We start from the raw sequence: 13907 nt of genomic DNA, 5'->3' as shown, positions 1-13907 counted from the left end.
CCGATTTTGGTAAATTTCCCAAATCAGGGCTCTGACCCCGGTTTGATTTAGATCAGGCTCAGCGTGACGTCGATATTGCCGCGGGTCGCGTTCGAGTACGGGCACACGATGTGGGCCGCGTCGACCAGGTCCTGCGCCACGGCGCGGTCCAGGCCCGGCAGGCTCACGGCCAGTTCCACGGCCAGGCCGAAACCGTTCGGGATCGGGCCGATCGAGACGCTGGCGTCGATCGACGCATCGGCCGGGACGACCACTTTCTTCTGGGCGGCGACGAACTTGATGGCGCCCATGAAGCAGGCCGAGTAGCCGGCGGCGAACAGTTGTTCCGGGTTGGTGGCATCACCCTTGCCGCCCATTTCCTTCGGCGGTGCCAGGCGGACGTCCAGCAGGCCGTCGTCGGTGCGGGAGGCGCCTTCGCGGCCGCCGGTGGTGTGGGCCTTGGCGGTGTACAGGACTTTATCGAGTTTGGTGGTCATGGCGTTATCCTTTCAGTGGTTGAGTTCGTACTGCACATAAATCGTCTTACATTGCGCCGGCGAGCCTGGCGCGCATCGCTTTGATTTCGCCGACGAGTCTTACAACGTCCTGCACGTCGCAACCGGTGGCGCCCAGGATGCAGGCCGGGATGCCGGCCGCTTGTTCCTTCAGCGCACGCGCCGCCGCCGTCAGCCGGATCACCACGCGGCGCTCGTCCTGCGGGTCGCGAGACCGGTCGACCAGGCCCTGGGCCTCGAGCCGCTTCAACAGCGGGGTCAACGTCCCGGAATCGAGGTACAGGCGCTCGCCGATGTCCGACACGCTCAGGCCGTCGCGCTCCCACAGCACCAGCAGCGCCAGGTACTGCGGATACGTCACGCCCAGCTTGTCCAGGTGCGGCTTGTACACCTTCGTCATCGCCAGCGATGCCGAATGGAGTGCGAAGCACAACTGGTTGTCGAGCAGGAGAGCTGCATTTGCGTCGTTCGTTTCCATGGGTTGAACTATAGCGTGCAATTTAATTGTGCGCAATATGTTTGTTTTTATGAACGCCATAGCCTGGCTCAATGATCAGCGCGGCGTGCCGAAGACTTGCGTCCAGTAGGCGGTGCGGTTGCGGTTCTGCGGATTGATCGCGTAGGCCGCGCCCATTTCCGTGAACGTGGGATTCATGATGTTGGCGCAGTGGCCGGGGCTGTCCAGCCACGATGCGACGGCGTCCTCGGGCGTGCGCTGGCCCGATGCGATGTTTTCCCCGACGCGCGCCCAGCGGTAGCCGGCCCTGGTTGCCCGGTCGGCCGGCACGCTGCCGTCCGGCTGCTTGTGGTTGAAGTAGTGCTTCTGTGCCATGTCCGTACTGTGCAAGAGGGCGGCCTGGCCCAGCAGCGGGTTCCACGTGAGCGGACCGGCCGGGCCGAACGCCTGCGTCCCGCACGTGCGCGGTTGCGCGCGCGCCGCGTTCACGAGCGCGAGGATGTCCCGGCCGGCGTCCGGCCATTCGGGCAGCGGCGGAATGACGACGGGCCGCGCCAGCACGACCTGCCAGTCGTCGCCCACGTGCGCCGTGCCCACCGCCGCAAATTCCGCGGCGCGCAAGGTGCGGCAGTATTTTTGTGCGATGACGTCCATTGCGGCGCGCGCATCCGGCGACCCCGTGACCGTGATCGCCTCGGCATGCGCGGCCTCGTAGCCGGCGCGCTGCAGGGCGGATTCGAGGAAGGTGCCGGGGCCGATGCGGATGCGGGACAGCGCCGGCTCGACGTTCAGCACGGAAACCGGCGCTGCCGGCGCGCCGTCGCAGGTACCGGGCGCGGTACGGTACGCATTGATCAGGTTGGCGAGCTCGTCCGCATGCGCGGGCGCGGCGGCGGCCAGCGTGGCGGCGAGCAGGAGTAGGCGGGTGAGGGCAGGCATGGTCCTCACCCAGATGGGGACGCCGGCGCGCCGCGGCAAGGCGCGCGATGCGGCGCCGATCGCCCAGGTGAAATCCGATCCGCACGCGCCGTCGGAATGCCGCGTCAACGGCAGCCTGCGCAACCACCCGGGCTTCTACGACGCGTTCGCCGTCAAGCCGGGTGACCGGATGTACCTGGCGCCGCAGGACCGCGTCGTGTTCTGGTAACGCGTCCGGTTCAGTGCCGCAGCGCGCTCGCCGCGGCCGTCAGGTCCGGCCGGTCGGGGCGGAACGCGCGCTCGGCCGACGCCGTGTCGTACAGCGAGTCGACGCGGATGAACTTGTCGTCACGCATGGTGAACACGTGGACCCACTGGCTGTCGTAGCTGCGCCCGGTGGACCGGACCATCCACATGGCCTCGCCGAGGACGACGACCTTGTCGTTCTCCGCGATGACCTCCTTGATGACGAAGCGCGTGGGCTGCATGGCCGTGATCAGTTCGGAAAAGAAACGCCCGACTTCCGCCTTGCCGTGGAAGCTGCCGGCGAAGGGCACGGCGTCGGCGTCGGGGCCGATCCACTCGGCGTCGTCGTGTGCATAGGCCAGCATGCCGGGAATGTCGCCGCTCTGGAACAGCCGGTAGCCTTCCAGGACGAGCCGTTTGTTGTCTTGTGCGTCCATGTCTCTTTCTCCTTGTGATTGTGGTGCGGCGGGGCCGCTTCATGCAGCCTAGACGCACGGCGCGGGAAGTCAAGAATAGTGTGTGACTTTTGGTTGTCGTAAACGGGGTCGCTGGGCATTACAATCGGGACATCACCCTGAAGGAATAGCCCATGCGTCTGATCTGCTTCGCCACCCTGTTGTCGCTGGCCTGTGTGCCGGCCGCCCACGCCCAATCGCAAGTGAAGATCGGCAGCGCCTCGCCGCTGTCCGGTCCCAGCGCGCACCAGGGCAAGGACATCGAGAACGGCGCGCGCCTCGCGATCGACGATCTGAACGCGCAGGGCGTGGCGATAGCCGGCAAGAAGGTCAAATGGGTGCTGCAGGCGGAAGACGACGGCAGCGATCCGAAGTTCGGCACGGCCGTCGCGCAGAAGCTCGTCGACGGCGGCGTCGTGGCGGTCGTCGGCCACCTGAATTCCGGCACGACGGTGCCGGCCTCGAAGATCTACGACAGCGCCGGCATTCCGCAAATCTCCCCGGCCGCCACCACGCCGCTGTACACGCACCAGGGCTATAAAACGGCATTCCGCATCGTCGCCAACGACGACCTCGTGGGCCGCGTGCTGGCCAGCTACGCCATCAACACGCTGAAGGCGAAGAAGATCGCCATCATCGACGACCGCACCGCGTTCGGCCAGGGCCTCGCCGACCAGTTCACGAAAGACGTCAAGCGTTTGAAAGGCGCGGAGATCGTCAGCCGCCAGTTCACCAACGACCGCGCGACGGATTTCAATGCGATCCTCACGCAGATCCGCGCGCGCCGGCCGGACGTGATCTTCTACGGCGGCATGGACGCGACAGCCGGCCCGATGCTCAAGCAGATGCAGGCGCTGGGCATGACCGCGAAGTTCGTGTCGGGCGACGGCGTATGCTCGGAAAAGCTGCCGCAGCTGGCCGGCAGCGCGCTCGGCGACGACAAGGTGGTGTGCGTGGTGGCGGGCGGCGTCGATGCGCCGCTGGAGGCGGGCATGGCGGCCTTTGCGGACCGCTACAAGAAGCGCTACGGCATGGGCTTCCAGACGTATGCGCCGTACGCGTACGACGCGACGATGACCTTCGCCGCCGCCATGCGCGCGGCCGGATCGTCCGACCCGGCGAAGTTCCTGCCCGCCCTCGCAAAGATCAAGTACCAGGGCATCACCGGCACCATCGCCTTCGATGCGAACGGCGACCTGCGCGATGCGGCTCTTACGCTATATACCTACCGCCGCGGCCAGCTGACGAAGCTGCGGGTCGTGCGCGACAGCGTAAACTGAGCGAACGATGCGCTACCTGGACTTCAGTTCGTGGCAGGCGCTGGCGACGACCTTCCTCGGTCTCGCCGTCTTCACCTTGATCGGCGTCGGCATCCGCGTGCTCATGATGCAGACGATCCAGCAGCGGCGCGAGCGCATGAACCGCCAGATCAACGAGCGCTTGCGCACCCTGATCGCCGCGTACCGCACGCTGGGCGGCTCGTTCACGGGCGAGCTGACGGTCGATCCGAAGCATCTGCGCGACCTGCGCGCCGCCGGTCACGACGCCGGTTCGGACCGCGCGCGCCGCATCCGCGACGCCGTCGAGGCGGCACTGGCTGACATCTTGCTGCTCGGCACGGAAGAACATTGCCGCCTCGCGGGCCAGGCCGCGAGCGACCTCGCGGCGGGACGGCCGATCCACACGGCCGACCTGGTGATCTCGCTGCGCGCCTTCATCCGCGAAGCGCTCGACCTGGGGCCGGTCCCGGACGGCGTCGCGATCCCGCTGCAGGGGCCCACGCGCACGCAGGGTGCGGGCAGCCGCGGCAAAGGGGAGGGCGGAGGTCGCGGTGGTGGCGGTGGTGGAGGTGGCGGCATGGACGGCGGCGGCGGCCTGGGCGCCGGACTGGCGCTGGGCCATCGCGACAATCACGACCCCGCCGCCTGATGCCGCGGCGCGGCCGTCAGTCCGTCACGGCGTGCCAGACGTTCATCTTCTTGTCGCCTGCGCGGTCGCCCGCCTTCTTGTCCTTCACGAACGTGTACAGCGGCTTGCCCTGGTAGGCGAGCTGCTTGCTGCCGTCGTCGCGCGTGACGGTGGAATACGGCGCGGACACGGCCGCGTCGCCGGCCTTCACCGGCGGCCAGTTCTCCGCGCATGGGCCGTTGCAGGCGCTCTTGCCGCTGCCGGCGACGTCCTTGTCGAACGTGTAGACCGTCATGCCGTGAGCGTCGACGAGGACGCCGTTCACTTTCTTGACCGGCGCCTGGTCGGCGGGATGGGCAGAGAGGGCGAAGAGGGCGGACAGACAGGCGATACCGAATTTCAGTGCTTTCATGGTAGCTCCTTGGAAGACATCGGTTGTCAGGACTGCCCGGACATTCTAGTCCAGGATGCGGGCTATAATGCCGCTCCTTCCCGAAGAGTTTTCCATGTCCCTCGACTGGTTCGCGCCGGCGCAATGCGTCGGCTACATCGCGTTCGTCCTCGGCGTCGCCTGCGCGCTGCAAAAGGACGACCGCCGCTTCAAGCTGTTCATGGCCGGCGAATGCCTGGCCTACATCGTCCACTTCGCCCTGCTCGGCAACCCGACGCCCGTCGCCAGCACGACCATGTCGCTGCTGCGCTCCGTGCTGGCGCTGTACACGCGTTCGGTGTGGGTGGCGGTCGGCGTCGTCGCGATGAACCTCGCCCTGGGCCTGACGCTCGCCACGCGCATGACGGACTGGCTGCCCCTGGGCGCGTCCTGCATCGGCACGCTCGCGCTGTTTCTCCTGCGCGGCGTGCCGATGCGCCTCGCGATGCTGTGCGGGACCTTTCTATGGATCGCGAACAACATCATCGCCGGCTCGATCGGCGGCACGGCGCTCGAGATCGTGATGGCGGTCGTGAACGGCACGACGATCTGGCGCATGACGCGCGCGGCGCGGGTGGCGCAGCCGGCCTGAGGTCCGTCAACGTCGCCCGTGGAGCGTGGCGCGGCGATCGCGGATAATGTCGCCTCGATCCAACCATCGTTCACCCGCACATGGAATTCACACGCGACGACGTCAAACACCAGTTCGATCCCCGCACCTTTGCCCGGGGCGAAGCCTATTGCAGCGAAGACCGCGTCGTCGCGATCGACGTCGATGGCGCGACGATCCATGGGGAAGTCGAAGGCAGCGGCGGCAAATTCTACGGGCAGGCCATCCGCGTGACGACCGGCAAGCGCGGCGTCCAGTTCAAGGGTGACTGCGATTGCCCGATGAGCTACAACTGCAAGCATGTCGTGGCCGTGTTGCTGACGCTGCTGGACCGCGCCGCGCCCGACGTGCCGCTCGCGGCCGAGCGCTGGCTGGCGCTGCTGGCCAGGGTAAAGAACCACGTGCACGGCGCGCACGATCCGTCGGTGCAGGCCTTCAGGATCGAGTACGTGCTCGTGCCCGATCGCCATGACAAGGCGCTGAGCCTGCACCCGTACATCGTGCACCTGGACGAGGCCGGCCGCTTCGGCTCGGCCACCATCGTGAACGACCCGTTGCACCTGCTGACGCATCGGCCGCCGTTCGTCCGGCCCGAGGACGAGGAGCCGCTGCTCCTGCTGGCCGCGCTGCGCATGGGCCAGGGCGCGCCCAGGCCGACGGGGGTGGTCGGCGGACGGCTGCTGGGCGAACTCGCCGCCGCCGGCCGGCTGTGGCGCGCGGCTACCCAGCACAAGGCCACGCGCGGAGAATTGCTGCGGATGACGCCGGGGCCGCGGCGCGCCATCGGCACTGCATGGCATGCGCATCCCGCCAACCCCGAGGCCGTCTTGCTGGGCTGGCAGATGAGCGGAGGCGAGAAGGGCGTGCAGATCCTGCCGACCGATCCCATGTACTACATGGACGATCTCGTCGTGGGCGAACTGGCGGTGCCGGAGGCGCTCGCCGGCGTCCCGTCGGCGGCCCTGATGGACATCGTGGAACAGGCGCCGGTGCTGATCGCGGAACAGCGCGGCGGGGTCGCGGGCCGCCTGCTCGAACTGGGGCTGGACGAATTCGTGCCCGTTCCCGCGACGATGGCAGTGCGCGAGCGGCACGACGTCGTGCCCGTGCCGCGTCTCGTGCTCGACAGCCAGGACGTTCCGGGGCGGCGCGACTGGGTGGTCTGCGACCTCGCGTTCTTGTCGTTCGATTATGACGGCATGTCGACGGACGGCGTCGCCGAGCCCGTGCTGCGCATTGCGCGCGAGGACGGTGTCGACGTGATCGTGCGCGACCGGAAGGCCGAAGCGGCGGCCGGCAACATGCTGGCCGCGCTCGGTTTCATGCCGGCGCCGGCGAACTCGCCCATGCGCGAGTACTGGCCGGATGCCTTGTCCCTTCCAGACGAGACGGCCTGGCTGGCCTTCGTGCGCGACGGCCTGCCGCGCCTGCGCGAAGCGGGATGGTCGATCGAGATCGACCCGGATTTCCGCTACGACTTCGCGCACGTGGACGAGTGGTATGCCGATCTCGATGAACGCGAGGGCGACGGCAACGGCTGGTTCGACCTGGAACTGGGCATCATCGTCGGCGGCGCGCGCCATCCGCTGCTGCCGCTGCTGGTGGACATGATCCGCAAGACGCCGCTCGAATTCGGTATCGACGCCCTGGCCGCCCGTGCCGATACCGACGATTTGCCGCTGACGTTGTCCGACGGCACGCGCGTGGCCCTGCCGTGGGGCCGTGTGAAACCCATCCTGGCCACGCTGGGCGAGCTGTATTTCGGCGACCGCATCGGCGCGAAGATCCAGCTGCCGGCGCTGGATGCGGCACGCCTGGCGGAACTGGAGCGGGCCGCGCGCCTGCGCTGGCTGGGCGGCGATCGCTTGCGTGAACTGGGCCGCAAGCTGCACGATTTCGACGGCATCCGGCCCGTGGACGTGCCGGCCGGCCTGACGGCGCAGTTGCGCCCTTACCAGCGTGCGGGCCTGGACTGGATGCAGTTCCTGCGCGAATACGGTTTCGGCGGCATCCTGGCCGACGACATGGGACTCGGCAAGACCATCCAGACGCTCGCCCACATCCTCGCCGAAAAGGAGGCGGGGCGCCTCGATGCGCCGGCGCTCGTCGTGGCGCCGACGAGCCTGATGGGCAACTGGCAGGCCGAAGCGGCGCGCTTCGCGCCCGGCCTGCGCGTGCTGCTCCTGCATGGCAAGGACAGGAAGGCATCGTTCGACCTGGTCGGCGACGCCGACCTCGTGCTCACGACGTATGCCCTGCTGGGGCGCGACGAGCCGGCGCTGCGCAGGCACCGCTATCACCTCCTCATCCTCGACGAAGCCCAGTACATCAAGAATAGCCGCTCGAAGGCGGCGCAGACCGTGCGCCTGCTCGATGCCCGTCACCGCCTGTGCCTGACCGGTACGCCGGTGCAGAACCACCTCGGTGAATTGTGGTCGCAGTTCCATTTCCTGATGCCGGGCCTGCTGGGTGACGACAAACAGTTCAATACCGTGTTCCGTAAACCGATCGAGCAGCGTGGAGACGTCCAGCGCAAGAACCTGCTGGCACGCCGCGTGAAACCATTCATGCTGCGCCGGACCAAGGACAAGGTCGCCACCGAATTGCCGCCCAAGACGGAGATCGTGCTGCCCATCGAGCTCGACGGCGCCCAGCGCGACCTGTACGAGACCGTGCGCGTGGCGATGGACAGGAAGGTGCGCGACGCCATCGATGCCAAGGGCCTCGCGCGCAGCCAGATCATCATTCTCGATGCCTTGTTGAAATTGCGCCAGGTCTGCTGCGATCCGCGCCTGCTGGACGCGGCCGCCAGGGTGGGGTCGGCCAAGCTGGACACGCTGCTGGAACTGCTCGACACGTTGCTGAGCGAGGGACGCAGCGTCCTCGTGTTTTCCCAGTTCACGAGCATGCTGGCACTGATCGGCGCCGCACTGGACGCGCGCGGTATCGCATTCGTCCAACTGACGGGCGACACGGCCGATCGCGACGCCCCTGTCGGCGCCTTCCAGCGGGGGGACGTGAGCGTGTTCCTGGTCAGCCTGAAGGCGGGCGGTGTCGGCCTGAATCTCACCGCGGCCGACACGGTCATTCATTACGATCCATGGTGGAATCCAGCCAGCGAGAACCAGGCGACCGATCGCGCCTGGCGCATTGGCCAGGATCAGCCCGTGTTCGTCTACAAGCTGATCGCGCAGGGCACGCTCGAAGAAAAAATCCAGGACATGCAGCGCCGCAAGGGCGAACTGGCCAATGCCGTGCTCGATGCCGAAGGCGGGCTCGCGGCGGCCATCGGCCAGGACGATCTGCAGGTGCTGTTCGCGCAACCCTAGGCCGGAACGCGCGCTTCGTGCATTACCGTACGGACGCCCGCGTCCGCCTGCGGCATCCTGAACCCGTGATCAATCGCAAACGAAAGGAGTACGATCATGGGCAAATATTTCCTGGCCTGGATCATGGGCGTACCGGCCATCGTGCTGGTCATCCTGTACCTGTTCTTCCACTGATGACAACGCCACCAACCGGTGGCGTTGTCATTCTCAGGCTTACGCCACGGTGATGTTCACGTCGATATTCCCACGCGACATTTTCGAATACGGGCACGTCTGGTGCGCGGCATGGACCAGGTCCAGCGCGACATCGCGCGGCACGCCGGGCAGGCTCACGGTCAGCCGTGCCTGCAGCGAATAGCCGCCGGCGCCGGTGCCGAGGTCGACTTCCGCATCGACTGCCGTGTCTGCCGGCAGGGTCACGTGCCGGTCGCGCGCGGCGTGGCCCAGCGCGCCGATGAAGCAGGCCGACCAGCCTGCGGCAAACAACTGTTCCGGGTTCGTGCCCTTGCCGTGGCTGCCCGGCGGCGACAGCGTGATGTCGAGGCGGCCATCGTCGCTTTTTGCACTGCCTTCGCGGCCGCCGGTGGTGCGGGTCTTGCCGGTGTAGAGAACCTTGTCGATCTTGCTCATGGTATGTCCTTTCGTTGAATAAAGTGATTACAGGTGGTCGACGGCGATGACGGCATCGGCGAACGCGCGCGGTGCTTCCTGCGGCAGGTTGTGGCCGATGCCCCCTTTGATGAGTTCATGCTTGTACTTGCCGGTGAAGCGCTTGGCGTACGCGGCCGGTTCCGGGTGCGGGGCGCCGTTGGCGTCGCCTTCCAGGGTGATCGTCGGCACGGTGATGGCCGGGAAGGTCGCCAGGCGCTGTTCCAGTTTGTCGTATTTCGCTTCGCCCTGGACGAGGCCGAGGCGCCAGCGGTAGTTGAAGATCGTGATGGCGGCATGGTCCGGGTTCTCCAGCGACGCCGCGCTGCGGTCGAACGTGCGGTCGTCGAACTGCCATTGCGGCGACGCGGTCTTCCAGATCAGCTTGGCGAAATCGTGATGGTTCTTCGCATAGCCGGCGGCGCCGCGGTCGGTGGCGAAGTAGAACTGGTACCACCATTGCAGCTCGGCGGCCGGCGGCAGCGGCTGCTTGCCGCTTTCCTGGCTGCCGATCAGGTAGCCGCTCACGGACACCAGTCCTTTGACACGCTCGGGCCACAGCGCGGCCACGATGTCGGCGCTGCGCGCACCCCAGTCGTAGCCGGCCAGGATAGCCTTGTCGATCTTCAGCGCATCCATCAGGTCGACGACGTCCTGCGCCAGCGCGGCCGGTTCGCCGTTCCGCACGGCCTTCGGATCCAGGAAGCGGGTCGTGCCGTAGCCGCGCAGATGGGGCACGATCACGCGGTAGCCGGCCTTCGTCAGCAGCGGCACGACGTCGACATAGCTGTGGATGTCGTACGGCCAGCCGTGCAGCAGGATCACGACGGGACCATTGGCGGGACCCGCGTCGACGTAGCCGACGTTCAGCACGCCCGCCTTGATCTGCTTGACGGACGAGAAGGCGTCGGACGTTTGTGCGTGGGCCGAGCCGATGGCCGCGACGGCGAGGGCGGCTGCGCCGAAGACGTTGCGCAGCGTGCGGGCGATGGATTGGTTCATGTCGATTCTCCGGTAATTGGTCAGATGGTCTGCTGCCGTAAATTGATTATCGTGATAATCATTATGTCGATAACTGTATCCGAGCTTTTGAAGCTTTGCAAGCGCGAAAACCATTATTTCGATAATTATTTTTGACACGTTGGCCTGCCAGAAACTGGCCCCGCTAAAATGTCTTTTCGACAAATATGAGGAGACGACATGAAAGGTGCGGCTGTTGTCGCCGGATGCCTGCTGGCTGGAATGGCCCAGGCGGCCCAGGTGACGGACCCGGTGCAGGTCACGGGAGGGCGGATCGTCGGCACGGCGGCCGACGGCGTGAACGCGTTCAAGGGCGTGCCGTTCGCGGCGCCGCCCGTCGGCCAACTGCGCTGGCGGGCGCCGCAGCCGGTGGTGCCGTGGCAGGGCGTGAAGACCGCGCAGGCCTACGCGCCGGCCTGCGCGCAGACGGCGGCGTGGATCCCGGATCCGAAAAGCGAAGACTGCCTGTACCTGAACGTGTGGGCGCCCGCGCAGGCGCAGAAGCTTCCCGTCATCGTCTGGGTCCACGGCGGCGGCTATTACGGCGGTACGGGCGCCCAGCCTGGTTATGACGGCGGCAACCTGGCGCGGCGCGGTGTCGTCGTCGTCACCATCAACTACCGCCTCGGCATCTTCGGCTTCTTCGCCCATCCCGAGCTGACGGCGGAGTCGCCGGACAAGGCGTCGGGCAACCAGGGCATGGAAGACCAGGTCGCGGCGCTGCGCTGGGTGCGGCAGAATATCGCGGCCTTCGGCGGCGATCCGGCGCGCGTCACAATCATGGGCGAATCGGCGGGCGGCGAATCGGTCGCGGTGCTCGTCGCGTCACCGCTGGCCAAGGGCCTGTTCCAGCGCGCGATCTCGCAGAGCGGCAACTTCGCGATGCCGATCGACGCCAGCGAGAACGCCTTGTTCGACCGCACGGCCGCGGAACAGGCGGGCGTGGCGTTCACCAGGGCGGTCGGCGCGAAGCGCCTGGCGGACCTGCGCGCGCTGCCCGTCGCCGCGCTGCAGAAACCGGCGTGGGCGCCGCATCCCATCGTCGACGGCCATCTGCTGCGCGAAGACCTGACGACGACGTACCGCAACCATCGCCAGAACGACGTGCCGCTGCTCGCGGGCTGGAATGCGGAAGAGGGCAAGGACCTCGCGCCGGAAATCCTCGGCACCGACAAGTTCACGGCCGCCAGCCACAAGGCGCTCGTGGCGAAGCTGCTGGGCCATGCGCCGTCCGCCGCCGTGCTGGCCGCGTATCCCGGTGCGACGGATGCCGAAGCCAGGGCGTCCATCGACAGGCTCACGACCGACTGGTGGGGCTGGCGTACGTGGTACTGGGCGGGGCTGCAGGCGCAGTACGGCAAGGCCAGGCCCTACCTCTACTATTTCACGCACCGGCCGGCCGAACCCCTGACGCCGTGCGGCTATGGCTGCGGAGCGGGGCATGGCGCGGAGATCCAGTATGTGTTCGATCATCTCGGCCAGGATCCGCGGCCGTGGTCCGCGTACGACCGCCAGCTGGCCGCGCGCCTGGCCGACACGTGGGCGAACTTCGCGCGCACGGGCACGCCGAACGGCAAGGGCTTGCCCGCCTGGGCCGCGTTCGACGGCCGGCCGGCGACCATTCTGCGCATCGGCGACGCGGCCGACCTGCAGGCGCGCGGCAGGCTGCCGGATTTTTCGATGTTCGGACAGCCGCCCAAACGCTAGCGAAACGGCGTAAGCTGTCCGCTTCGATGCCGGGGAGGTCCCATGACGCTTGCCGATACGAAGTTTGGCGGTTCCATTCCGCAGCTCTATGACCGGTTGCTCGTGCCGCTCATCTTCCAGCCCTATGCGGACGACCTGGCGGCGCGGGTCGCACATGAGCGGCCGGCGCACGTGCTGGAGGTCGCGGCCGGCACGGGCGTCGTCACGCGAGCGCTGGCGGCGTGCCTGCCGGCGGCCAGTACGATCGTCGCGACCGACCTCAACCAGGCGATGCTCGACCAGGCCGTCGCCACCGGCACGGCGCGGCCCGTCCAGTGGCAGCAGGCGGACGCCATGCGCCTGCCGTTTCCCGACGCCGCGTTCGACGCCGTCGTGTGCCAGTTCGGCGCCATGTTCTTCCCCGATAAGGCGGCCGCCTATGCCGAGGCGCGACGCGTGCTGCGTCCCGGCGGGCAATTCATCTTCAACGTCTGGGACCGCATCGAAGACAACGACTTCGCGCACGTCGTCACGGACGCGCTGGCACAGGCGTTTCCTCTCGACCCGCCCGGATTCCTCGCGCGCACGCCGCATGGCTACCACGACCTGGCCATCATCGCGGACGACCTGGCGCGAGCCGGCTTCACGACGCCGCCCGTGTGTTCGACGCTGGCCGCGCGCAGCCGGGCTGCCGCACCGGACATACCGGCCATCGCCTATTGCCAGGGCACGCCGCTGCGCAACGAGATCGCGGCCTCCAGTCTGGCGGAAGCGACCGCGCACGCGGCGGCGGCCATCGCGCAGCGGTTCGGGCCAGGACCGGTGGATGGAAAGATCCAGGCGCACGTGATTGCTGTCGCGCGCCCCTAGCTTGCACGAACCTGCGAAGGGCTGAGTCCCAGCAGCCGGCGCATCCAGCGCGCCATGTGGCTCGGATGCGCGAAGCCGGTTTCCAGCGCGACTTCCGTGACGCTGAGCCGCCCCTCGAGCAGATGCAGCCGTGCCCGTTCCACGCGCCGTTCGAGCACGAACCGGTGGACCGGCGTACCGGTCGCCTGCCGGAACAAGGCCTTGAAATGCGAAGGACTGAACCCCGCGACGGCGGCCAGTTCGGCGAGCGTCAGGTCCTGGTCCAGGTGGGCGTCGATATAGTCGATGACGTGGCGCAGGCGCCAGGCGGGCAGCGCCCGCGCCGGCGCGATCCTCGAAGGCGACTGCAGCGCGACGAGGCGCACGGCGAGCGCCGATGCGAGACTGTCGGCGAACAGGCGGCCGCCCGGGTGGGCGTCGTGGTCTTCGGCCTGCATCATCCAGCCGATGCGCTCGATCTGCGGATCGCGGACGTGGATCGCCGGCGCGAGGTCGAAGGCGCGCGCGCCGCGTCCCATGTCGTCGGCCGTCGCGCGCAGGTGCGCCGGCGCGAGCCGGAGCAGCAGCGAGGTGGCCGGCCGGGACAGGGTCCAGCGGGTGCTGGAGCCGCCCGGCACGACGCAGAACTGGCCGTGCAAGCGTACGCCCTGCCGCTCGGCCTTGCCGGCCCGGTACGACACCGGTACCGGCCCGCCCAGGTGAAGGCACAGCACATGACGTTCGTCCACGGGCGAATCGAACCGGCCCGACGGCACCGGCGACGTCAGCACGTCGAGGAGCGGCAGCGGGGCCGTCGCTGGACTGGGATAGCAAGAGGGTCGGTCGGTCATCGTATC

15 protein-coding genes are annotated in these 13907 nt (G+C 67.7%); 7 read left to right on the top strand and 8 right to left on the bottom strand.

What is annotated here, in order from left to right; translation table 11 throughout:
* Window positions 1–47: 47 nt before the first annotated feature.
* The 3 genes from QPK29_RS28460 to QPK29_RS28450 all read right to left on the bottom strand — a co-directional run bounded on the left by QPK29_RS28460 (window position 48) and on the right by QPK29_RS28450 (window position 1890).
* A complete protein-coding gene (locus QPK29_RS28460) occupies window positions 48–476 on the bottom strand; it encodes an organic hydroperoxide resistance protein (protein WP_056129272.1) in 429 nt (142 codons plus the stop codon).
* 46 nt (window positions 477–522) lie between these two features.
* Window positions 523–972 carry a MarR family winged helix-turn-helix transcriptional regulator gene (locus QPK29_RS28455; protein ID WP_056129274.1) on the bottom strand — a complete coding sequence of 150 codons (450 nt, stop codon included), beginning with the start codon at window positions 970–972 and terminating at the stop codon, window positions 523–525.
* 75 nt (window positions 973–1047) lie between these two features.
* Window positions 1048–1890 carry a CAP domain-containing protein gene (locus QPK29_RS28450; protein ID WP_371771828.1) on the bottom strand — a complete coding sequence of 281 codons (843 nt, stop codon included), beginning with the start codon at window positions 1888–1890 and terminating at the stop codon, window positions 1048–1050.
* On the opposite strand from QPK29_RS28450, the gene QPK29_RS28445 reads away from it, so the two are divergent.
* Entirely contained in the window at window positions 1889–2098 is a 210-nt protein-coding gene (locus tag QPK29_RS28445; protein ID WP_371771829.1) for a M13-type metalloendopeptidase, read from the top strand. The two genes, QPK29_RS28450 and QPK29_RS28445, sit on opposite strands and share 2 nt — an antisense overlap.
* A gap of 10 nt (window positions 2099–2108) precedes the next feature.
* Here QPK29_RS28445 and QPK29_RS28440 read toward each other — a convergent pair whose 3' ends face one another.
* Window positions 2109–2552 (bottom strand): nuclear transport factor 2 family protein, encoded by a 444-nt coding sequence (locus QPK29_RS28440; RefSeq protein ID WP_371771830.1) that lies wholly within the window; start codon window positions 2550–2552, stop codon window positions 2109–2111.
* Between the two features lie 152 nt (window positions 2553–2704).
* Here QPK29_RS28440 and QPK29_RS28435 point away from each other — a divergent pair, with 152 nt between their 5' ends.
* On the top strand, window positions 2705–3850 hold the full coding sequence (locus QPK29_RS28435; protein WP_371771831.1) for a branched-chain amino acid ABC transporter substrate-binding protein: 1146 nt from the start codon (window positions 2705–2707) through the stop codon (window positions 3848–3850).
* 7 nt (window positions 3851–3857) lie between these two features.
* On the top strand, window positions 3858–4499 hold the full coding sequence (locus tag QPK29_RS28430) for a hypothetical protein (protein WP_371771832.1): 642 nt from the start codon (window positions 3858–3860) through the stop codon (window positions 4497–4499).
* 16 nt (window positions 4500–4515) lie between these two features.
* Here QPK29_RS28430 and QPK29_RS28425 read toward each other — a convergent pair whose 3' ends face one another.
* Complete coding sequence (locus QPK29_RS28425; protein WP_371771833.1) at window positions 4516–4890, bottom strand: COG4315 family predicted lipoprotein; 375 nt, start codon at window positions 4888–4890, stop codon at window positions 4516–4518.
* Window positions 4891–4984: 94 nt separating this feature from the next.
* Here QPK29_RS28425 and QPK29_RS28420 point away from each other — a divergent pair, with 94 nt between their 5' ends.
* Both QPK29_RS28420 and QPK29_RS28415 read left to right on the top strand, forming a co-directional pair.
* A complete protein-coding gene (locus QPK29_RS28420) occupies window positions 4985–5500 on the top strand; it encodes a YgjV family protein (protein ID WP_371771834.1) in 516 nt (171 codons plus the stop codon).
* 80 nt (window positions 5501–5580) lie between these two features.
* A complete protein-coding gene (locus tag QPK29_RS28415; protein WP_371771835.1) occupies window positions 5581–8847 on the top strand; it encodes a DEAD/DEAH box helicase in 3267 nt (1088 codons plus the stop codon).
* A 213-nt stretch (window positions 8848–9060) separates the two neighbouring features.
* Here the strand turns inward: QPK29_RS28415 and QPK29_RS28410 are convergent, their stop codons facing one another.
* Window positions 9061–9477: an organic hydroperoxide resistance protein gene (locus tag QPK29_RS28410; RefSeq protein WP_371771836.1), complete on the bottom strand. Its 417-nt coding sequence runs from the start codon at window positions 9475–9477 to the stop codon at window positions 9061–9063.
* 27 nt (window positions 9478–9504) lie between these two features.
* Complete coding sequence (locus tag QPK29_RS28405; RefSeq protein WP_056129304.1) at window positions 9505–10497, bottom strand: alpha/beta fold hydrolase; 993 nt, start codon at window positions 10495–10497, stop codon at window positions 9505–9507.
* 198 nt (window positions 10498–10695) lie between these two features.
* Here QPK29_RS28405 and QPK29_RS28400 point away from each other — a divergent pair, with 198 nt between their 5' ends.
* Window positions 10696–12222, top strand: coding sequence for a carboxylesterase/lipase family protein (locus QPK29_RS28400; protein WP_371771837.1), 1527 nt, complete (start codon window positions 10696–10698; stop codon window positions 12220–12222).
* Between the two features lie 42 nt (window positions 12223–12264).
* Window positions 12265–13071, top strand: a complete 807-nt coding sequence (locus tag QPK29_RS28395) for a class I SAM-dependent methyltransferase (protein WP_160406473.1) — start codon at window positions 12265–12267, stop codon at window positions 13069–13071.
* Here QPK29_RS28395 and QPK29_RS28390 read toward each other — a convergent pair.
* Window positions 13068–13901 (bottom strand): helix-turn-helix domain-containing protein, encoded by an 834-nt coding sequence (locus QPK29_RS28390; RefSeq protein WP_371771838.1) that lies wholly within the window; start codon window positions 13899–13901, stop codon window positions 13068–13070. The two genes, QPK29_RS28395 and QPK29_RS28390, sit on opposite strands and share 4 nt — an antisense overlap.
* Window positions 13902–13907 lie beyond the last annotated feature (6 nt).

It is taken from the genome of Massilia orientalis (assembly GCF_030411975.2).
Classification (GTDB): domain Bacteria; phylum Pseudomonadota; class Gammaproteobacteria; order Burkholderiales; family Burkholderiaceae_D; genus Telluria; species Telluria orientalis.
The sequence above is the reverse complement of the archived record's forward strand: the minus strand, read 5'-3'. Positions and strand labels throughout refer to the sequence as shown.